This window comes from Paraburkholderia elongata (assembly GCF_013177735.1).
GTDB lineage: Bacteria > Pseudomonadota > Gammaproteobacteria > Burkholderiales > Burkholderiaceae > Paraburkholderia > Paraburkholderia elongata.
In genome coordinates this window covers 12,441-33,157 of the sequence record NZ_WOEZ01000040.1, presented here as the reverse complement: position 1 = coordinate 33,157, position 20,717 = coordinate 12,441, and the positions used below count along the sequence as shown (strand labels likewise).

General features: G+C 62.9%; 13 protein-coding genes and 2 riboswitches. Of the genes, 4 read left to right on the top strand and 9 right to left on the bottom strand.

What is annotated here, in order from left to right; translation table 11 throughout:
• Positions 1-131: 131 nt before the first annotated feature.
• The 3 genes from putA to GNZ13_RS07530 all read left to right on the top strand — a co-directional run bounded on the left by putA (position 132) and on the right by GNZ13_RS07530 (position 5,778).
• Positions 132-4,061 carry a trifunctional transcriptional regulator/proline dehydrogenase/L-glutamate gamma-semialdehyde dehydrogenase gene (putA, locus tag GNZ13_RS07540; protein ID WP_172161948.1) on the top strand — a complete coding sequence of 1,310 codons (3,930 nt, stop codon included), beginning with the start codon at positions 132-134 and terminating at the stop codon, positions 4,059-4,061.
• An 87-nt stretch (positions 4,062-4,148) separates the two neighbouring features.
• Positions 4,149-5,297, top strand: coding sequence for a branched-chain amino acid ABC transporter substrate-binding protein (locus tag GNZ13_RS07535; protein ID WP_172161946.1), 1,149 nt, complete (start codon positions 4,149-4,151; stop codon positions 5,295-5,297).
• A gap of 253 nt (positions 5,298-5,550) precedes the next feature.
• Positions 5,551-5,778, top strand: coding sequence for a hypothetical protein (locus GNZ13_RS07530; RefSeq protein ID WP_172161944.1), 228 nt, complete (start codon positions 5,551-5,553; stop codon positions 5,776-5,778).
• Here GNZ13_RS07530 and GNZ13_RS07525 read toward each other — a convergent pair.
• The 8 genes from GNZ13_RS07525 to GNZ13_RS07490 form a co-directional block, all read right to left on the bottom strand.
• Positions 5,764-7,482: a thiamine pyrophosphate-binding protein gene (locus tag GNZ13_RS07525; RefSeq protein ID WP_172162148.1), complete on the bottom strand. Its 1,719-nt coding sequence runs from the start codon at positions 7,480-7,482 to the stop codon at positions 5,764-5,766. The genes GNZ13_RS07530 and GNZ13_RS07525 overlap by 15 nt on opposite strands.
• Positions 7,483-7,698: 216 nt before the next feature.
• Complete coding sequence (locus tag GNZ13_RS07520; protein ID WP_172161942.1) at positions 7,699-9,087, bottom strand: L-serine ammonia-lyase; 1,389 nt, start codon at positions 9,085-9,087, stop codon at positions 7,699-7,701.
• Positions 9,088-9,115: 28 nt separating this feature from the next.
• Complete coding sequence (locus GNZ13_RS07515; protein ID WP_172161940.1) at positions 9,116-10,249, bottom strand: alginate lyase family protein; 1,134 nt, start codon at positions 10,247-10,249, stop codon at positions 9,116-9,118.
• A gap of 117 nt (positions 10,250-10,366) precedes the next feature.
• Positions 10,367-13,297, bottom strand: coding sequence for an aminomethyl-transferring glycine dehydrogenase (gcvP, locus tag GNZ13_RS07510; protein WP_172161938.1), 2,931 nt, complete (start codon positions 13,295-13,297; stop codon positions 10,367-10,369).
• A 94-nt stretch (positions 13,298-13,391) separates the two neighbouring features.
• Positions 13,392-13,772 carry a glycine cleavage system protein GcvH gene (gene gcvH / locus GNZ13_RS07505; protein ID WP_172161936.1) on the bottom strand — a complete coding sequence of 127 codons (381 nt, stop codon included), beginning with the start codon at positions 13,770-13,772 and terminating at the stop codon, positions 13,392-13,394.
• Positions 13,773-13,835: 63 nt separating this feature from the next.
• Positions 13,836-14,954: a glycine cleavage system aminomethyltransferase GcvT gene (gene gcvT / locus GNZ13_RS07500; protein WP_172161934.1), complete on the bottom strand. Its 1,119-nt coding sequence runs from the start codon at positions 14,952-14,954 to the stop codon at positions 13,836-13,838.
• An 81-nt stretch (positions 14,955-15,035) separates the two neighbouring features.
• A riboswitch (glycine riboswitch) is annotated at positions 15,036-15,196 on the bottom strand.
• A 23-nt stretch (positions 15,197-15,219) separates the two neighbouring features.
• Positions 15,220-15,320, bottom strand: a riboswitch (glycine riboswitch).
• Positions 15,321-15,462: 142 nt separating this feature from the next.
• The gene (locus tag GNZ13_RS07495; RefSeq protein ID WP_172161932.1) at positions 15,463-15,816 is read right to left on the bottom strand and encodes a hypothetical protein; all 354 of its coding nucleotides are present in this window, start codon (positions 15,814-15,816) and stop codon (positions 15,463-15,465) included.
• 196 nt (positions 15,817-16,012) lie between these two features.
• Positions 16,013-17,062, bottom strand: coding sequence for an oxidoreductase (locus GNZ13_RS07490; RefSeq protein ID WP_172161930.1), 1,050 nt, complete (start codon positions 17,060-17,062; stop codon positions 16,013-16,015).
• Positions 17,063-17,351: 289 nt separating this feature from the next.
• Between GNZ13_RS07490 and GNZ13_RS07485 the strand changes: the two genes are divergently transcribed.
• Positions 17,352-19,442, top strand: coding sequence for a UvrD-helicase domain-containing protein (locus GNZ13_RS07485; protein ID WP_172161928.1), 2,091 nt, complete (start codon positions 17,352-17,354; stop codon positions 19,440-19,442).
• Positions 19,443-19,544: 102 nt separating this feature from the next.
• On the opposite strand, the gene GNZ13_RS07480 is transcribed toward GNZ13_RS07485, so the two are convergent.
• Positions 19,545-20,444 carry a c-type cytochrome gene (locus GNZ13_RS07480; protein ID WP_172161926.1) on the bottom strand — a complete coding sequence of 300 codons (900 nt, stop codon included), beginning with the start codon at positions 20,442-20,444 and terminating at the stop codon, positions 19,545-19,547.
• Between the last annotated feature and the right edge of the window lie 273 nt (positions 20,445-20,717).

Here is a 20,717-nt window from a genome sequence, read left to right as displayed (position 1 = left end):
CGCTGTACCGGGCTTTCACGAAGGTGCAACCATGCACGGTGCATGGTTGCACCTTTTTATTGGGAGGCGTACGATTCGCTCAACTTTTAGTCTTTCGCCAGCGATTTAGTCTGGTATCCGAAGAAGGAAACATGGCTAGCACCACCCTCGGCGTCAAGGTCGACGACCTCCTGCGTTCCCGGCTGAAAGATGCCGCTACTCGCCTCGAACGCACTCCGCACTGGCTGATCAAGCAGGCGATCTTCGCATACCTCGAAAAGATCGAGCACGGCCAATTGCCTCCTGAATTGTCGGGCCACACCGGCTCGGCCGATCTGGCTGAGGGCGCCGCGGTGGAGCAGGAGGAAGACGGTGCGTCGCATCCGTTCCTCGAATTCGCGCAGAACGTGCAACCGCAATCGGTGCTGCGTGCGGCAATCACCGCTGCGTATCGCCGTCCCGAGCCGGAATGCGTGCCGTTCCTGCTCGGCCAGGCGCGTCTGCCGGCCAATCTCGCGGGCGACGTGCAAGCGATGGCCGGCAAGCTGGTCGAAACGCTGCGCACGAAGAGCAAGGGTGGTGGCGTCGAAGGGCTGATCCACGAATTCTCGCTGTCGAGCCAGGAAGGCGTGGCGCTGATGTGCCTCGCCGAAGCGCTGCTGCGCATTCCCGACCGCGCTACGCGTGACGCGCTGATCCGCGACAAGATCAGCAAGGGCGACTGGAAATCGCACGTTGGCCAGGCGCCGTCGCTGTTCGTCAACGCCGCGACTTGGGGCTTGATGATCACCGGCAAGCTGGTGACGACCAATAGCGAAACGGGTCTGTCGTCGGCGCTTACGCGTCTGATCGGCAAGGGCGGCGAGCCGTTGATCAGGAAGGGCGTCGATATGGCGATGCGCCTGATGGGCGAACAGTTCGTCACCGGCGAGAACATCTCCGAAGCCTTGGCCAATAGCCGCAAGTACGAAGCACGCGGCTTCCGCTATTCGTACGACATGCTCGGCGAAGCGGCCACCACCGAAGCCGATGCGCAGCGCTACTACGCGTCGTACGAACAGGCGATCCACGCGATCGGCAAAGCCGCCGGCGGCCGTGGCATCTACGAAGGCCCTGGCATCTCGATCAAGCTGTCGGCGCTGCACGCACGCTATTCGCGTTCGCAGCAGGAACGCACGATGAGCGAGCTGCTGCCGCGTGTTCGCTCTTTGGCGATCCTCGCGCGCCGCTACGACATCGGCCTGAACATCGACGCAGAAGAAGCCGACCGCCTCGAAATCTCGCTCGATCTGCTCGAAGCGCTGTGCTTCGATCCGGAGCTGGCCGGCTGGAACGGCATCGGTTTCGTGGTGCAGGCGTATCAGAAGCGCTGCCCGTTCGTGATCGATTACATCGTCGATCTGGCGCGCCGCAGCCGTCACCGCATCATGGTCCGCCTCGTGAAGGGCGCATACTGGGATAGCGAAATCAAGCGTGCGCAAGTGGATGGCCTCGAAGGCTATCCGGTCTACACGCGCAAGATCTACACGGACGTGTCGTACGTTGCCTGCGCCAAGAAGTTGCTCGGCGCGCCGGATGCCGTTTATCCGCAGTTCGCCACGCACAACGCGCACACGCTGTCGGCGATCTATCATCTCGCGGGCAATAACTACTATCCCGGCCAGTACGAGTTCCAGTGCCTGCACGGCATGGGCGAACCGCTGTACGAGGAAGTCACCGGCCGCGACAAGCTGAACCGTCCGTGCCGCGTGTACGCGCCGGTCGGCACACATGAAACGCTGCTCGCGTACCTCGTGCGCCGTCTGCTGGAAAACGGCGCGAACACGTCGTTCGTGAACCGCATCGCCGATGAAAGCGTCGCGATCAAGGACCTGATCGCCGACCCGGTCGACGAAGCCTCGAAGATCGTCCCGCTCGGCGCGCCGCACGCGAAAATTCCGCTGCCGCGCAATCTGTTTGGCGCCGAGCGTCTCAATTCTATGGGCCTCGATCTGTCGAACGAACATCGTCTGGCCTCGCTGTCGTCGGCGTTGCTGGCGAGCGCGCATCACCCGTGGCGCGCCGCGCCGATGCTGGAAGACAACGAGATCGCCGTGGGCGTCGCACGTGACGTGCGGAACCCGGCCGATCATCGCGACCTCGTCGGCACGGTCGTCGAAGCGACGTCGGAACACGTGAGCGCAGCATTGGCGCACGCGGTCGCCGCCGCACCGATCTGGCAAGCGACGCCGGTCGATGCCCGCGCCGATTGCCTCGCGCGTGCCGCCGATCTGCTCGAAGCGCAGATGCACACGCTGATGGGTCTCGTGGTGCGTGAAGCCGGCAAGTCGCTGGCGAACGCGGTCGCGGAAATCCGCGAAGCGATCGATTTCCTGCGCTACTACTCAACGCAGATCCGCAACGAATTCTCCAACGACACGCACCGCCCGCTCGGTCCGGTGGTCTGTATCAGCCCGTGGAACTTCCCGCTGGCGATTTTCATGGGTCAGGTCGCCGCGGCTTTGGCGGCCGGTAACACCGTGCTCGCGAAGCCGGCCGAACAAACGCCGCTGATCGCCGCGCAAGCCGTGCGTATCCTGCGCGAAGCCGGCGTGCCGGCGGGCGCGGTGCAACTGTTGCCGGGCGACGGCGAAACGGTCGGCGCCGCGTTGGTGGCCGATCCGCGCACCCGTGCGGTGATGTTCACGGGGTCGACCGAAGTCGCGCGTCTGATCAACAAGACGCTCTCGAACCGCCTCGACCCGGAAGGCAAGCCGATTCCGCTGATCGCCGAAACCGGCGGCCAGAATGCGATGATCGTCGATTCGTCGGCGCTCGCTGAACAGGTGGTCGCGGACGTGCTGCAGTCGTCGTTCGATTCCGCCGGTCAACGGTGTTCCGCGTTGCGCGTTCTTTGTCTACAAGAAGATGTGGCGGACCGCACGCTGGAAATGCTGACGGGCGCGATGCGCGAACTGTCGGTAGGCAATCCGGACCGCCTGTCGATCGATGTCGGCCCGGTGATCGACCTCGATGCGAAGCGCGGTATCGACGCGCACGTCGCAGCGATGCGCGAGAAAGGCCGCAAGGTCGAGCAACTGCCGATGCCGGAAGGCAGCGCACAAGGCACGTTTGTTCCGCCGACGCTGATCGAACTCGACAGCATCGACGAATTGAAGCGCGAAGTGTTCGGCCCAGTGCTGCATGTGGTGCGTTACCGCCGCAGCCAGTTGGACAAGCTGCTCGAACAGATCCGTACGACCGGCTACGGCCTGACGCTCGGCATCCACACGCGGATCGACGAAACCATCGCCCATGTGATCAGCCGCGCGCATGTCGGCAATATCTACGTGAACCGCAACGTGATCGGCGCGGTGGTGGGGGTTCAGCCGTTCGGTGGTGAAGGTTTGTCGGGCACGGGTCCGAAAGCAGGTGGCGCGCTGTATTTGCAGCGTCTGTTGGCGACGCGTCCGGCGGGTTTGCCGAAGTCGCTGGCCGATGCATTGATCGTTGATGTACCGCAAGCGGGCGCGAACGGGGATAATCCGTCCGCTGCGTTGACGGCGCTGCGCGACTGGCTGATCAGCGAACAGCAGCCAGTGTTGGCCGCACGTTGCGACGGTTATCTGTCGCATGTGCCGGCGGGCGCAACTGCGGTATTGTCTGGGCCCACGGGCGAGCGCAATACGTACACGCTGGGCGCGCGCGGCACGGTGCTGTGTATCGCCTCGACGGCGAGCGGTGCGCGCGTGCAGTTCGCCGCGGCGCTGGCTACGGGAAATCGCGCGTTGTTCGAGGGCGCGGCTGGTGAACAATTGGTGTCGCAGTTGCCTGCCGCGTTGAAGTCTTACGCAAGCGTGAAGAAGAGCGCCGATACGCCGTTCGACGCAGTGCTGTTCGAAGGCGATAGCGACGAACTGCTGGCGCTGGTGAAGGAAGTCGCGAAGCGCCCGGGGCCGATCGTCTCGGTGCAGGGCGTCGCGGCTCGCGCGCTGGAAAGCGGCGATGAGGACTATGCACTCGAGCGTCTGTTGACGGAACGCTCGGTCAGCGTGAATACGGCAGCAGCGGGCGGTAATGCGAATTTGATGACGATCGGTTGAGCGAACCTCATCGATTACTTCAATAAAACGGAAGCGGTACGGCGACCCCGAAACCGCTCCATCCACACCTGGTACCAAGGAGAAGCTATGCAACACAAGATGAAACAGCTGGCAGGCGCAGCGCTGGTTGCAGCAATGTCGCTGGCGGGGACGGCCAACGCTCAATCGACCGAAGACGTGAAGATCGGCTTTGCCGGTCCGATGACGGGCGCACAGGCGCACTACGGTAAGGACTTCCAGAACGGCATCACGCTGGCTGTGGAAGACATGAACGCAACCAAGCCGATGATCGGTGGCAAGCAGGTTCGCTTCGTGCTGGATTCGGCCGACGACCAGGCTGACCCGCGCACCGGCACGACCGTTGCACAAAAGCTGGTGGATGACGGCATCAAGGGCATGCTCGGCCACTTCAACTCGGGCACCACGATTCCGGCTTCGCGCATTTACGCGAACGCAGGCATCCCCGAAATCGCAATGGCGACGGCGCCTGAGTACACGCAACAAGGCTTCAAGACCACGTTCCGCATGATGACGTCCGACACGCAGCAAGGTTCGGTCGCCGGCACGTTCGCGGTGAAGACCCTGGGTGTGAAGAAGATCGCGATCGTCGACGACCGCACGGCTTACGGCCAAGGTCTGGCTGATCAGTTCGAAAAGGCCGCGAAGGCATCGGGCGCAACCATCGTCGATCGTGAATACACGAACGACAAGGCTGTCGACTTCAAGTCGATCCTGACCAAGCTGAAGTCGGTCCAACCGGACCTGATCTATTACGGCGGCGCGGATTCGCAAGCGGCACCGATGGTCAAGCAGATGAAGGCACTGGGCATCAAGGCGCCGCTGATGGGCGGCGAAATGGTCCACACGCCGACGTTCATCCAGATCGCGGGTGACGCAGCGAACGGTACGGTGGCATCGCTCGCCGGCCTGCCGCTGGAAGAAATGCCGGGCGGCAAGGACTACGTCGCGAAGTACAAGAAGCGCTTCAACGAAGACGTGCAAACGTACTCGCCGTACGCTTACGACGGCGCAATGGCAATGTTCGACGCCATGAAGAAGGCTAACTCGACCGATCCGGCCAAGTACCTGCCGCTGCTCGCGAAGACCTCGATGCCGGCAGTGACGGCAGCGAACCTCGCGTATGACACGAAGGGTGACCTGAAGAACGGCGGTATCACGCTGTACAAGGTCGTCGACGGCAAGTGGACGACGCTGCAAAGCGTGGGCGGGAAGTAAGCGGTTTTTTTTTGCTGCTTGCTTTGACGTCAGGAACCCCGCTTCGGCGGGGTTTTTTTATGACTCTTCGAGCTCGTGCTGCTTGCTTGAGCCCGATTAGTTAGCCTTCTCCCGAAAAAAAATTCATCGACAATTCCCGCGGGTGGCGCGAAATCAGCAAAGCGTTTTTTATATCTGACGGCTGGTACGTGAAGTTCTACTTCGTGGGCAATCCGGAAACCGTGTTTATCAGCGTGCACCAGTGAGTGAAGCCATGAAGATGAAACTCTATGAAGAAGGCGAGAAGAGCAAGGCAATTTGTCACCATTGCAAGCAGCTTGTGAACACGACCTTTGCGCGGCGTGACGTGCCTTTCAGCGACGGCAAAGGTGACGTGAAGAATATTCTCGCAGCGGTGTGCGACGTCTGCGACCACGTGGTCGCTATTCCAGCGCAATCCACGCCAGCCATCTGCAACGCAACTTCATCACTCCCCTCGTAGTTTCCTTCCCTGCTCCCGAATCTGTTCTAACGTTGCGCCCGGCGTGCTCGCCTCCTGCGGCATGCGAATCTCGATCACCGCTGCGCGCTTGGCTTCCATCGAGCGCTGCAGCGCCGGCAGAAAATCTTCCGTCCGCTCCACCGTTTCTCCATGTGCGCCGAACGACCTCGCGAACGCCGCGAAGTCCGGATTCGTAAGGCCTGTACCGTGCACGCGATTCGGATAGTGCCGCTCCTGATGCATTCGGATCGTGCCGAAGTGGCTGTTGTTCACGACGATGAAAATCACATGCAGGTCGTACTGCATTGCCGTCGCGAGTTCTTGCGCGGACATCATGAAGCAGCCATCGCCTGCTAGTGCGACCACCACGCGTTGCGGATACATCGACTTCGCCGCAATCGCCGCTGGTACGCCGTAGCCCATCGCGCCGCTGGTCGGCGCAAGTTGTGAGCGGAAATGCCGATACGAGAAATGCCGATGCAGCCACGTTGCGTAGTTGCCCGCACCGTTTGTGAGGATCGCGTCGTCCGGTAGATGCGCGCGCAACTGCTGGATCAATTCGCCCATTTGCACGTCGCCGGGAATCGGGCGTGGTTTGCGCCAGTCGAGATACGCGCGATGCGCTTCTTCTGCCGCGCCGGCCCATGCGAGCTTTTCGGCGGACGGCTTTAACGTTGCAAGCAGCGCTGCCAGTTCGGGCATACCGGAGACAATCGGCAGATCCGCCGCATAGACGCGCCCGAGTTCTTCCGCGCCTTGATGCACGTGCACCAGAGTTTGTTTAGTCTTCGGAATGTCGAGTAGCGTGTAGCCGTTCGTCGTTGCTTCGCCTAGCCGTGGGCCTAGCGTGAGTAGCAGGTCCGCATCACGGATACGTTGAGCAAGCGCCGGATTGATGCCGAGGCCGACATCACCCGCATAGTTTGGATGCTCGTTGTCGAGCGTGTCCTGGAAGCGGAACGCGAGGCCGACTGGCAATTGCCAGTTCTCCACAAAGCGCTGGAAGTCCGCGCATGCGGCGGGCGTCCAGCCACTGCCGCCGGCGATGACCATCGGCCGTTGCGCGTCTTCCAGCAATCGACGCAACTCTTCCATCTGCGCTGTGGATGGCGACGCCGCCACACGCTTATATCTCGGCGCGCCGGCAACGGCTTCACACGCATCGCTCAACACATCTTCCGGCAACGACAACACGACCGGCCCCGGACGCCCCGACGTCGCCGTGTGAAACGCATGGCTCAGATATTCGGGAATGCGCTTCGGATCGTCAATCTGCGCGACCCACTTGGCCATCTGTCCGAACATGCGCCGGTAGTCGATTTCCTGGAATGCCTCACGGTCCAGATGCTCGCGCGCGCATTGGCCGATCAGCAGGATCATCGGCGTCGAGTCCTGAAACGCGGTGTGCACGCCGATGGATGCATGCGTCGCGCCCGGTCCGCGCGTGACGATGGCGACGCCCGGGCGGCCGGTCAATTTGCCGACGGCTTCGGCCATGTTTGCAGCGGCCGCTTCGTGCCGGCAGACGATGGTCTGAATGCGCTTAGTTTCGTCGTGTAACGAATCGAGCACGGCGAGAAAGCTTTCGCCGGGGACGCAGAAAACACGTTCGACGCCATGCGTCAGCAAGGCATCGACGACTAGACGCGCGCCGGTGGTTTTGGCGACAGGGGAATCAGAAGCGGGAGCATTCGGCAGCGACATTGCGATGAAGCCTCCAGACAGAGCGTGGGTGCGGTCGAATAGTGCCGTATCGGCTTGAATCACGCCGACGGGCGCCTCAACAGCTTACGCCGAGAGCGCAGCCGCTGTCACGGAGCAGCGCAACCGCATCGCCTGCCGACCACGAGCGCGGAAACGAAAACGCGGGCCGAAGCCCGCGTCGTTAATCGCACAACTCGCCGGACAAATCCGGCGTTCTCAACACTCCACAATATTCACCGCCAACCCACCGCGCGACGTTTCCTTGTACTTCGTCTTCATATCGGCGCCGGTCTGCATCATCGTTTTGATCACCGAATCCAGCGACACGTAATGTGTGCCGTCACCGCGCAGCGCCATTCGTGCGGCATTCACGGCTTTCACCGAGCCCATCGCATTGCGCTCGATACACGGAATCTGCACCATCCCGCCGACCGGATCGCACGTCAGCCCGAGGTTATGCTCCATGCCGATTTCGGCCGCATTTTCGACCTGCTCAGGCGTGCCACCCATCACCGCCGCGAGTGCACCCGCGGCCATCGAGCAGGCCACGCCCACTTCACCCTGGCACCCCACTTCCGCGCCTGAAATCGACGCGTTCAATTTGTACAGAATGCCGATTGCCGCCGCCGTCATCAGGAAGTCAATCACACCCTGCTCGTTCGAGCCCGGCATGAAACGCGTGTAGTAATGCAGCACTGCGGGAATGATGCCGGCCGCGCCATTGGTCGGCGCGGTGACCACGCGCCCGCCCGCAGCGTTTTCTTCGTTGACGGCGATCGCGTACAGGTTGATCCAGTCGACCATCGACAGCGGATCGCGCAGTGCCAGTTCAGGATTGCTCGACAGCGCTCGATACAACTGCGGCGCGCGGCGCTTTACATGGAACGGACCGGGCAAGTTACCGTCCGCATCCGGATTGTTGATGCCGCAGCCGCGCGACACGCACGACTGCATCACATTCCAGATCTTCAGCAGGCCCGTACGCGTCTCTTCTTCCGTGTGCCAGACGCGCTCGTTTTCCCACATCAATTGCGCGATGCTCTTGCCGGTCGATTTGCACAGCGCGAGCAATTCGTTGCCGCTGCGGAACGAATGCGGCAATTGTTCGACGGCGCTCAACACCTTTGTGTTCGCGGCGCCGGCCGTCACCACAAAACCGCCGCCCACCGATAGATAGGTCGACTCACGCAGCGTCTCGCCCTGCGCGTCGAACGCACGCAGCTTCAGGCCATTCGGATGCTCGGAGAGCGCCTGGCGATAAAACGAAATGTGATCTTTTTGCACGAACGGCACGTCGTGCGTGCCAAGCAAGGCGAGCTTGCGCGAGGCCTTCACCGCTTCCAGCCGTTGCGCGATCGTGTCCGGATCGACCGTGTCGGGCGCATCGCCCATCAAACCGAGCATCACGCCGCGATCGGTGCCGTGCCCCTTGCCGGTCGCGCCGAGCGAACCGTACAGATCCACTTTCACCGATGCCGTCGCCCCAAGCAGCCCGTCGCGTTCGAGCCCTTGCGCGAACATCAGCGCCGCGCGCATCGGCCCGACCGTATGCGAACTGGACGGACCAATGCCGATTTTGAAGAGGTCGAACACACTGACTGCCATTTACTGCTCCCTGCTGATAAAAGTTAGTTTAACGCGCCGGCAGCGGTAAGCAAACGGCGAGCCACGCGGGCGGCGTCGGTGCGAGCTGTAGCGCGATCGGCGTATAGCGTCCGTCGAGACGCGCCGCCAGGTGAAACAGTTCCGTCGCGTTTTTCGGGTCCCATTGACCCGAATAGCCAGGCAAACCGGCCTCGCGACGTTTGGCATCGAACGGAACGTTCGAATGCACGAATTCTTCATGCGTCCTGCTGCCGTCCGCGTACGGCGTGAGCCAGTTCAGCGCGGCTGCCAGCGACGCGCCGTTCGCACCCTTTTCCGGCAACCAGTTGCGGTTGTGGCGGCGCGCGGCGAGCGCGGCGGTCACGAGCGGTTGCAGGTCGTAGGTGACATAGTGCAGTGCGTCGCGTTCGGCGAAATCCACGGTCGAGCCATCCGGCGCGATGTTGTCGCCGATATGCTCGTCGAACAGGCGCTGCGCCGCGTTGATCATCTTGCGGTTATCCAGCGTGAACGCGGCCATCGAGATCAGCTTGATCCGATGGCTTTGCCAGTTGTTCCGAAACGTACCGGTGAGCGGCCGCGGCTGCGCGTCAATCTGCGCGATATAGCCGTTCGCGAACTTCGTCAGAAACGCCATCGTTGCGTTGCGGGTTTTCACCGGCAACGCGCTCGCAGTCATGTCGTAGGCGAGGATCAGGCCTTCGAAATGGGTTTCGTCGATCGGATTGAAACTGGGTTGATAAGTCGTGACCCACGCATATAGCAGGCGGTCGACCAGCTTCAGATAGCGGTCCTCGCTGGTTGCGCGCCAGGCGAGCGCGGCGTCGCGCAGCAGATCGAGATCCTTCTCCGCCTCGACGCTTTGATCGTAGATGCCCTCGTGCGGCAGCGTGCCTTCGGTATGCAGTTTTGCAAGCGCTCGCGGCGGGTCGTTCAGATGCGCCTGCACGTTGCTGACCAGTGCTTTGACGCCTGGATCGGCATTCGTGCGCTCACTGGTTTGCAGTGCGGGCGCTGCACAAAAATTCATAGCGGCCTGCGCCTGCCGCAGCGGCAGCAGCAGCACGGCCGCGCCTGCCAACAGCAGTGTGCAAGCCTGCTGCCACGTCTGGGCTCGCCTTGCTTCGGTCCGGCTTTGCATCAATCGCACCTTTCGCGCCATGCGAAACTCCTCGTTAGGCTGATTCGGTGTGTGATGTTAGCCGTTTGCGGACACAAGCGACAGAACCGCGCAACGCCTGCTTACAACCTTCAGGCAATGCGCGGTTTGCGGCCACGCTTACTCGTAATCGGCGATCGGCACGCAGGAGCAGAACAGATTGCGGTCGCCGTACACGTTGTCCGCACGGCCGACCGGCGGCCAGTACTTCTTCGCGATCAGCGTCGGCAGCGGATACGCGGCAGTTTCGCGCGCATACGCATGCTTCCATTCGTTCGCGATGACTACCGCCGCCGTATGCGGCGCATGCTTGAGCGGATTGTCTTCGCGGTCCGAGCGGCCTTCTTCGACGGCGCGAATTTCCTCGCGGATCGCGATCATCGCTTCGATGAAGCGGTCGAGTTCTTCCTTCGATTCCGATTCGGTCGGCTCGACCATCAGCGTGCCCGGCACCGGGAAGCTCATGGTCGGTGCGTGGAAGCCGTAGTCGGCGAGGCGCTTGGCGACGTCGTCGACGGTGATGCCACTGGTTTCCTTGATCGGACGCAGGTCGAGAATGCACTCGTGCGCGACCAATCCGCCCGGGCCCGAATACAGCACCGGATAATGCGGCGCGAGTTTGTTCGCGACGTAGTTCGCGTTGAGGATCGCGGTTTCGGTGGCAGCAGTGAGGTTCTTCGCGCCCATCATCGCGATGTACATCCAAGAAATCGGCAGGATCGACGCGGAACCGTACGGTGCGCCCGACACGGCGCCGATACCGTTCGGCGCGCGCTCATAGCCCGACGCAATCTGATTCGGCAGGAATTGCGCGAGATGCGCGCCGACCGCGACCGGACCGACGCCCGGTCCGCCGCCGCCATGCGGAATGCAGAAGGTCTTGTGCAGATTCAGGTGCGAGACGTCGCCGCCGAACTGGCCCGGCGCGCACAGGCCGACCATGGCGTTCATGTTCGCGCCGTCCACGTACACCTGGCCGCCGTGCGCATGCACGATCTCGCAGATTTCGCGGACGTTCGCCTCGAACACGCCATGCGTCGACGGGTAGGTGATCATGATCGCCGCGAGCTTGTCGGCGTGCTGATCGGCCTTCTTCTTCAGGTCTTCGATATCGACGTTGCCTTGCGCGTCGCAAGCCACCACGACCACTTGCATGCCGGCCATTTGCGCCGACGCCGGGTTCGTGCCGTGCGCCGAAGCGGGAATCAGGCAGACGTTGCGATGCGCTTCGCCGCGTGACGCGTGGTAAGCGTGGATGATCAACAGACCCGCGTACTCGCCTTGCGACCCGGCGTTCGGTTGCAGCGACACGGCTGCGTAGCCGGTGGCCGCGACCAGCATCTGTTCGAGCTGATCGATCATTTCGCGGTAGCCGACCGTTTGCTCGGCCGGTGCGAACGGGTGAATCTGACCGAATTCGGGCCACGTGACCGGCAGCATTTCCGAGGTCGCGTTCAGCTTCATCGTGCATGAGCCGAGCGGGATCATCGAGCGGTCGAGCGCGAGGTCCTTGTCCGACAGGCTGCGCAGATAGCGCAGCATTTCGGTTTCAGAATGATGACGGTTGAACACGTGGTGCGTGAGGTACGCGCTGGTGCGTTCGAGCGCGGCGGGCACCGTGCTTTCTGCGGGGAGCGCTGCGTCGAGCGCGTCGATTTGCGGGACTTCATCGACAAATGCCGCCTGCGCGAACGCTGCGAGCAGATCGGCCAGATCGCTGCGCGTGGTGGTTTCGTCGATCGAGATGCCGACGCGCGTGTCGCTCACGCGGCGCAGATTGATCCGCTTGGCCGTTGCCGCATCATGCAGTGCCTGGGTGCGTGCACCGGTTTCGAACGTCAGCGTATCGAAGAAGGTTTCGTTGACGAGCGTGTAGCCCAGTTGCTTCGCGCCTTCGGCGAGCAACGCCGCGATACGGTTCACACGCAGCGCGATCGTCTTCAGGCCGTGCGGGCCGTGATACACCGCGTACATGCTGGCCATGATCGCGAGCAGCGCTTGCGCGGTGCACACGTTCGAGGTGGCCTTCTCGCGGCGGATGTGTTGTTCGCGCGTTTGCAGAGCCAGACGCAGCGCCGGATTGCCTTGCGCATCGACGGTCACGCCGACGAGACGCCCCGGCATCTGACGCTTAAATTCGTCGCGCACGGCGAGGTAAGCCGCGTGCGGGCCGCCGAAACCAACCGGCACGCCGAAACGCTGCGTGTTGCCGACGGCCACGTCCGCACCCCATTCGCCCGGCGGCGTGAGCACGGTCAGCGCGAGCAGATCGGCGGCGACCACGACGTGGCCGCCCGCTTCGTGAATCGCATCAGCGAGCGCGCGGTAGTCGCGCACGTCGCCGTTCACGCCCGGGTATTGCAGCAGCACGCCGAACGCATTCGCGTTCGCGGCATCCGCAGCCGGGCCCACTTTCACTTCGATGCCGACCGGTGTGGCGCGCGTCTTCACCACTTCGATGGTTTGCGGCAGCACGTCGTCGGCGACGTAAAACACGTTCGACTTCGGCTTGCCGATGCGTTGCAGCAGCGTCATCGCTTCGGCGGCAGCGGTGGCTTCGTCGAGCAGCGAGGCGTTCGAAATCGCCAGACCCGTCAGGTCGACGATCATCTGCTGGAAGTTCAGTAGCGCTTCCAGACGGCCCTGCGAGATTTCCGGCTGATACGGCGTGTACGCGGTGTACCACGCCGGATTTTCGAGCACGTTACGCAGGATCACCGCCGGCGTGTGCGCGTTGTAATAGCCCTGTCCGATGTACGAGCGGAACACCTGATTCTTGTCCGCCAGCTCACGCAGCGCGGCGAGCGCTTCCGCTTCGCTCTTCGGCTGCACGAAGGGGCCGAGCGGCAGTGTTTCGCTGCGGCGGATCGTCTTCGGAATGACGGCGTCGATCAGCGCGGCGCGCGACGCGAAGCCGAGGGCTTCGAGCATCGCATGCTGGTCGGCCGAATCCGGGCCGATGTGCCGTTCAGCGAAGGCGTCATGCACTTCGAGCGCGGCAAGCGAGAGAGGAGTGCGGTTCATCAGACGATCCGGGTGTTCGAGCTTCATGAGGTGTTCCTGGCGGTGCGGGCGTCCGTTCGACGATTGAATCGGACGCGCCGCGCCTGTCGGGTTTAAACGTAATGGTGCAACGTGCAGTGAATCAGGCGCCGATCGCCTTCGAGTACGCGTCCGCGTCGATCAGGCGATCCAGCGATGCGTCCGCAGCCGGCTTGATCTTGAAGAGCCAGTTGTCGTACGGCGCGCTGTTGACGCCATCCGGCGTATCGGCGACGGCCGGGTTCGCTTCGATGATTTCGCCCGAAACCGGCGCGTAGATATCGGAGGCGGCTTTCACCGACTCGATCACGGCGACGGTGTCGCCAGCGTTGACGGTTTTGCCCAGTTCCTGGACTTCGAAGAAGACGATGTCGCCGAGCGCTTCCTGCGCGTGGTCGGTGATGCCGACGGTCAGCGTGCCGTCCGCTTCGGTGCGGACCCACTCGTGCGATTCGGTGTATTTCAGATCGGCCGGGATGCTCATCGGATGCTCCTATGCGGTGTTATTCGGTATGGACTTAAAAAAGGTGACGCACGCGCCGGCTGCTTAAACTGCAAGCACCTTGCCGTTGCGCACGAACGGCAGTTTTACCACGCTTGCGGGTACGTTTTTGTCGCGAATCTGGACGTGAACGGTGTCGCCCGGCTGCACGCCTTTCGGCACGCGCGCAAAGGCGATCGATTCCTGCATCGTCGGGGAAAAAGTGCCGCTGGTGATTTCGCCTTCGCCGTGCGGCGTGACGACTTTCTGGTGAGCACGCAGCACGCCTGCCGCCTTGCCGTTTTCCTTTAGCAGGATCAGACCGACGAACGCAGCCTGCGAGCCGCCGGCTTCGAGCTTGCTCTTGCCGACGAAGTCGCGCGGCGAGGTCAGATCGACGGTCCAAGCGAGGCCGGCGTCGAGCGGCGAGACGTTGTCGTCCATATCCTGGCCGTACAGGTTCATGCCGGCTTCGAGGCGCAGCGTGTCGCGCGCGCCAAGACCCGCAGGGCGCACGCCTTGTGCATGAAGCGCGTTCCACAGCGCTTCGACGTGATCCGCCGGGACGATGATTTCGAAGCCGTCTTCGCCGGTGTAGCCGGTGCGAGCGACGGTGAGTTCGCCGAACAGCGTGTCTTCGATGCGCGCGGCGTTGAACGGCTTCAATGCTTCAGTGGCGGCGCGCGCGGCCGGCACGGTTTGCCAGACTTTTTCGCGGGCGTTCGGGCCTTGTACGGCGACGATCGCATAATCGCGGCGCGGCGTGATGGTCAGGCCGAAGCTGCCTTCGGTGTTGAGCTCGCCGAACCAGGCGATGTCTTTGTCGGCGGTGCCGGCGTTGACGACCACGCGGAAGTGATCTTCGCCGAAGTAATAGACGATCAGATCGTCGATCACGCCACCATTCGGGTTCAGCAGACAGGAGTAGAGCGCGCGGCCCGGCGTTTGCAGCTTGCCGACGTTGTTGGCCAGCGCATATTCGAAGAAGGCGCGCACGCGCTCGCCGGTGAAATCGACGACGCACATGTGCGAGACGTCGAACATGCCGGCGTCGGTGCGCACGGCGCGGTGTTCGTCGATCTGCGAGCCGTAGTTGACGGGCATGTCCCAGCCGCCAAAATCGACCATGCGGGCGTTGAGCGCACGATGGGTGGCGTTGAGCGGGGTGTGTTTGAGTTCGGTCATGGGGCCTCAGGCGTCTCGCGAAACAAAAAAGGCCATGCGGCGCTACGCCTCGCGGCCTGCTGGCTGCGAGAGATTGCGTTGCATGACCCCTCTGTCCTCGATACCTGAGAGATTGCGCTGCCGTGCGATGTTGAAGCCGTGATCGCTGCGGTGAAACGCGCGCCCCTTCGGTGGGCAGCCTGCCAGAGTCTGCTCGATGTACTCGACGCAGACGGCTACTGCCGCTCTCCAGAGTGCGAAAAACCGATGCCGTGAGGCGGGTTTTTCGACGCGGTCGGTCCTTTTGCCTGAGAGTTTGCGGGTGTGCCCCTTCGGCGGCGCGGCCTGCGATTTTCTGCGGCCAGCACGCTCTCCCGACGCGTGCGGCGAATGTACGCGAGGGCCGGGGGCTTGTCAAATAAAGGCCCGCAAAGGGCATGGGGGACGGCGCTGCGGGTTCGCGACTGTCAAAAAAAAGCGCGGGACGTGATGCTCGCGCTTCTTTGCTGCAGTGCCTGAACCGGCGCGATTATTCGCCGATGGCGTGCGCCGCGTTGTCCAGTTCCTGGTTCAGCACGTGCTGTTCGTCGCCGGACAGGCCGCCACCGTGTTGCGCTGCCATGTCGTGAGCCTCCTGACGGATCACGTCGAGGCGATGGTGCAGTGCGCCGCCTTGCGGGGGCGGGTAGTAGCCTTGGTTGACGCGAGCGTCGATGCGGTGGCTCAGGTTGTCGATACGGCCGTTAACTTGGTTGAAGCGCTGATCCGCGATCTGCTGCGGGTTAGGGCGCGGCGCCGGTGCGGGTTGCTGGGGAGTCACCACGCAGGCGGCGAGGGAGCTGAGCAATGCGCATGCTGCTACTGCGCGGACGATACGGGGCATGGACTCTCCGGAAGTCGTTGTCGTTTTCTGATGCTACTGGGGTAGCAACGGATTGCTGGGGATCCGCGCTGACCGCGACGACGGCGTTATTTGTAACGTTATGTTCCTTTCGGGGTTGTCAGGCTTTTTGCCTGTGGCGACGGCATGGTTCGCATGCCACCGCCAAATAGCCAGAAAGCGCCCCGTAGGCAAAAAGTCAGCGAATACGCTCAAACGGCAGCCGGGCGCCTTCTTCCGAACTCCGGGCGGCGAGCTCGATGATCGTCATCACGTCGACCGCATCCAGAGCGCTGACAGGAAATTTCACGCCGTTCTGAATGGCGTCCGCCAAGGCAATATAAAAGCCGACATATTCCCCATTGCGCGTAGGCACCGCCCGTTCCACTTCCTGATCGCCTTCGAGCACACGCAGCACCCCCGCCGCATTGCCTGCGCCGAACCCCTCGTCGCCCGGCCGCAAGCCGGCTTTCAACTGATCTTCCTGCGTATCGAGCCCGTATTTCACATAGCTCCCCTGCGTGCCGTGAATCGCAAACCTCGGCGCCACCAGCGCAGTCAACGCGCTTGCATGCAATACCACTTCGAACTCGCCGTACCCCAGTTGAATATGCACATAGTCCGGCGCGCTGGCTTGGTCGCGATGCGTCCGAACCGTCGCGGACACGGTCTGCGGCGCGCCGAACAATGCCAACGCCTGATCGACCAGGTGCGGTCCAAGATCGAATAGCAAACCGCCGCCGCGCGAAGCCTCCTCGCGCCAACGCTGCCGAACCTCCGGCCGGAAACGGTCGAAATGCGATTCGTATTGCGTGATGCGCCCCAACTCTCTGCTGGCAAGCAGATCCCGCACGGTCAGAAAATCACCGTCCCAGCGGCGATTGTGAAAGGGCACGAAGAGCTTGCCCCGGGCGAGTGCAATGTTGGCGAGCGTGTGGGCATCCGCGGCGGTCAGCGTGACCGGCTTGTCGACCACGACGTGTTTGCCCGCCTCCAGCGTGCGGCGCGCCAGGTCGAAGTGCGTGTCATTGGGCGTCGCGATCACGACGCAGTCGATTTCTTCGAGCGCCAGCAGGGCGTCGAGATCGGCCACCACCTTTGCGTGCGGGTAATCGGCCAGCGCGTGCTCGGGCTGACTCGTCGCGATGGCCGCGATGCTCGCTCGCCCGCAGTGCTCGATCACCGGCGCATGAAAGGTCGCGCCAGCAAAACCGTAACCCATCAATCCAATCTTCAGCGATACGGACATGCGTTTCTTCCTGCAAAAACGGCGCGCCGCTTTGCCACCGCGGCGTCGGCGCGCAACAGCGTAATTGTGGCATGTCCCGAAGGCGGACTGTCAGCGTTGTCGCGGGCGGTGGTTCGCGATATCCGTGTTAACATCGCTCCTCTCGCGCGGGAACGCAGTGAGCCGGAACGCCCTCGCTGCCACGCGAGGTGCCTGATCCAGCCGCCGGCACCGCGCAGCATGCCCCCGGGCCTTCGGTCTCGCGATTTCGCACCCAAGCGCCCTCAACCGCATTACCCATCCACAGACGATGTCCGCAGGCCTGAACCCCGCTCAAAATGAAGCGGTCCGTTATCTTGACGGTCCGTGTCTCGTGCTCGCCGGCGCAGGCAGTGGCAAGACGCGCGTGATCACGCAGAAAATCGCGCACCTGATCGAGGCCAAAGGCTTCGAGCCGCGCCACATCGCCGCCGTTACGTTCACGAACAAGGCCGCGTTGGAAATGCGTGAGCGCGTCGGTAAGCTGCTCGAAGGCAAGACGCTCACCACGCCGGGCAAGGAAGGTCGCAAAGTGCCCGTCAATCAGTTGACGGTCTGCACCTTCCACTCGCTCGGTGTGCAGATACTGCGTCAGGAGGCGGAACACGTCGGCCTCAAGCCGCAGTTCTCGATCATGGATTCGGACGACTGCTTCGGCATGATCCAGGAGCAGGTCGGCTCGACGGACAAGGGCTTCATCCGCAAGATCCAGTCGATCATCTCGCTGTGGAAAAACGGCATGATCATGCCCGAACAGGCGATCGCGATCGCCGCGAACGAGGACGAGCATCAGGCCGCGATCGTCTACCGCAACTATGTGGCGACGCTGCACGCGTATCAGGCGGTCGACTTCGACGATCTGATCCGCCTGCCCGCCGAGCTCTTCGAGAAGAACGAGCAGGTGCGCGACCGCTGGCAAAACAAGCTGCGCTATTTGCTGATCGACGAGTATCAGGACACCAACGCGTGCCAGTACGAACTGGTGAAACTGCTGGCCGGCAAGCGCGCTGCGTTCACGGCGGTCGGCGACGACGATCAGGCAATCTATGGCTGGCGCGGCGCGACGCTCGAAAATCTCGGGCAGCTCAGCAAGGATTTTCCGAAGCTGCATCTGATCAAGCTCGAGCAGAACTACCGTTCGACGGTGCGCATTCTCACCGCCGCGAACAACGTGATCGCGAACAATCCGAAGCTGTTCGAAAAGAAGCTGTGGTCCGAACACGGCATGGGCGACACGATCACCGTCACGCCTTGCAACGACGAAGAGCACGAGGCCGAATCCGTCGTGTTCCGCCTGTCCGCGCACAAGTTCGAGCGGCGCGCGAATTTTCGCGACTACGCGATCCTGTATCGCGGCAACTTCCAGGCGCGCATCTTCGAACAGGTGCTGCGTCGCGAGCGGATCCCGTACGTGCTGTCGGGCGGCCAGTCATTCTTCGACAAAGCCGAGATTAAGGATATCTGCGCGTATCTGCGGCTGATCGCGAACGCCAACGATGACCCCGCGTTCATCCGCGCGATCACCACGCCGCGCCGCGGCGTCGGCAATACGACGCTCGAAGCGCTCGGCTCGTTTGCGGGTCAGGCGAAGGTGTCGTTATTCGAAGCGGTGTATATGGGCGGCATCGAGGCGCGCTTGTCGCCGCGTCAGATCGAACCGATGCGCGTGTTCTGCGACTTCATGCAGCGTCTCACCGATCGCGCCGAGAAGGACGCTGCCGGCACGCTGCTCGACGAACTGATGGACGCTATCCACTACGAAGCCTATCTGTACGACGCGTTCGACGAACGTCAGGCGCAGGCCAAGTGGCAGAACGTGCTCGAGTTCATGGAATGGTTGAAGCGCAAAGGCACCAAGGCTGAGCCCGAGGGTTCGGAGAAGAGCGAGACAACCGGCTATGACACCGCCGACGGCCTCGGCGACACCGGCAAGAGTCTGCTCGGCCTGATCCAGACCGTCGCGCTGATGTCGATGCTCGAAGGGCGCGAAGAAGATCCTGACGCGGTGCGGCTCTCGACGGTGCACGCATCGAAGGGGCTGGAGTATCCGCACGTGTTTCTGGTGGGCGTTGAAGAAGGCATCATGCCGCACCGTGGCGGCCCCGACGACGAGCCGATCGACGACGCGCGCATCGAGGAAGAGCGGCGTCTGATGTACGTCGCGATCACGCGGGCGCAGCGCAGCCTGCATTTGAACTGGTGCAAGAAGCGCAAGCGCGCGCGCGAAACCGTGGTGTGCGAGCCGTCGCGCTTCATCCCCGAGATGCTGCTCGACGACGCGCCGCCGCCGACGCCCGAAGAAGCGCCGATGTCGCCGAAGGACCGGCTCGCGAGTTTGAAGGCGCTGTTGCAGAAGCCTTGAGCGTTGGGGTGAACGTGTGGGCGCGTCCCGCATGAAAAAATCCCTGCCCGTGTCGCCACGGAGCAGGGATTTTTTTGTTCTGCGACAACCGCAGAAAGCGCCTTACTTCGCCGCGCTGATCATGTAGTCGACGGCAGCCTTTACGTCCGCATCGGAGGCAGTCGAGCCGCCTTTGGGCGGCATCGCGCCCTTGCCGTGCAGTGCGTAGTTGTAGACCGTGTCGATCGGGTCTTTCAGGCGCGCCGCCCACGCTTCCTTGTCGCCGAACTTTGGTGCGTTCAGCACGCCGGCCGCGTGACACGCCTGACAAACCTGCTGATACAGCGCCTTGCCGGCTTGCGAGGCGTCCGCGCTTTGCGCCCCGCCTGCTGCCGGTGCAGCCGCTTGCGGCACGCTTGCCATGGCCGCGATTGCGGCAGCGGCTTGTGCTGCCCCGGTGTCCGAAGCACCCGCCGGCGCCGCGGCGGCAGCGCCCGAGGCGGCGGCCGCCGCACCCGCTGCCGGTTGCGCCGGTTCAGGGAAGCTCGCGCCGGAATTGTTCGCCATGTAAGCCACTGCGCGGGCGATTTCGAAGTCGCTGTAGTCGTCCGGGCTGGTGCCGCCGCGCGCGGGCATCGCGCCCTTGCCGGCTAGCGCCGTGTGCCACAGCGTGTCGAAGCCCTGCGCAATGCGCGGCGCCCAGTCGGCGGTATTGGTGAATTTCGGCGCGCCTGCTGTACCCGCCGCGTGACAGGCGGAGCACACGGCCTTGTAGACCTCTTCGCCGGTCTTGTAGACGCGCGGCGCATTGGCGTCGCGAATGTCGACTTGTGCGAGCGGCTTGATGCGCGCGCTGACCTCAGCTTCGGAAAGACTGTCGGTGCCGGCGCCCGTGCGCGTCGAGTTATCGACGTAGATCACTAGCAGAACGATGATGACGATCGGTACCACAAAACTGGCAATGATCGCGGCAATGAGCTGCCCGGGGGTTTTGATTGGGGCTCCGTGTGGTGCTTCGCTCATGCTTGTCTCGTCTCCGTGGGTATGTGAGCGGTACAGCGTGACGGCAACTTCTTGTTCTTTAATCAGGCACGGACGATTATAGACGGAACATTTCGGCGGCGGCGAGGGGCGCGGCGAGGTGTTCAGCAGGCGTTTACCCGCATCGCGGGGCGCGGCCGGCGCCGCCTGGATGGGGGGCAGGAGGCGCCCAATCCCGCCATATAGGCCGTCCGGTGGACGGTTCGGCCGAAACCGGGTATCCTTTCGGTCTCGCTTTGGCGTCGCTCCTGCTCA

Excerpts from the sequence above, each read along its gene's own strand:
- gcvP (WP_172161938.1), bottom strand. The coding sequence starts at position 13,297 with ATGAAGCTCGAACACCCGGATCGTCTGATGAACCGCACTCCTCTCTCG.
- GNZ13_RS07485 (WP_172161928.1), top strand. The coding sequence starts at position 17,352 with ATGTCCGCAGGCCTGAACCCCGCTCAAAATGAAGCGGTCCGTTATCTT.
- GNZ13_RS07530 (WP_172161944.1), top strand. The coding sequence starts at position 5,551 with ATGAAGATGAAACTCTATGAAGAAGGCGAGAAGAGCAAGGCAATTTGT.
- GNZ13_RS07515 (WP_172161940.1), bottom strand. The coding sequence starts at position 10,249 with ATGGCGCGAAAGGTGCGATTGATGCAAAGCCGGACCGAAGCAAGGCGA.
- putA (WP_172161948.1), top strand. The coding sequence starts at position 132 with ATGGCTAGCACCACCCTCGGCGTCAAGGTCGACGACCTCCTGCGTTCC.
- gcvT (WP_172161934.1), bottom strand. The coding sequence starts at position 14,954 with ATGACCGAACTCAAACACACCCCGCTCAACGCCACCCATCGTGCGCTC.
- gcvH (WP_172161936.1), bottom strand. The coding sequence starts at position 13,772 with ATGAGCATCCCGGCCGATCTGAAATACACCGAATCGCACGAGTGGGTC.
- GNZ13_RS07535 (WP_172161946.1), top strand. The coding sequence starts at position 4,149 with ATGCAACACAAGATGAAACAGCTGGCAGGCGCAGCGCTGGTTGCAGCA.
- GNZ13_RS07525 (WP_172162148.1), bottom strand. The coding sequence starts at position 7,482 with ATGTCGCTGCCGAATGCTCCCGCTTCTGATTCCCCTGTCGCCAAAACC.
- GNZ13_RS07495 (WP_172161932.1), bottom strand. The coding sequence starts at position 15,816 with ATGCCCCGTATCGTCCGCGCAGTAGCAGCATGCGCATTGCTCAGCTCC.
- GNZ13_RS07490 (WP_172161930.1), bottom strand. The coding sequence starts at position 17,062 with ATGTCCGTATCGCTGAAGATTGGATTGATGGGTTACGGTTTTGCTGGC.
- GNZ13_RS07520 (WP_172161942.1), bottom strand. The coding sequence starts at position 9,087 with ATGGCAGTCAGTGTGTTCGACCTCTTCAAAATCGGCATTGGTCCGTCC.
- GNZ13_RS07480 (WP_172161926.1), bottom strand. The coding sequence starts at position 20,444 with ATGAGCGAAGCACCACACGGAGCCCCAATCAAAACCCCCGGGCAGCTC.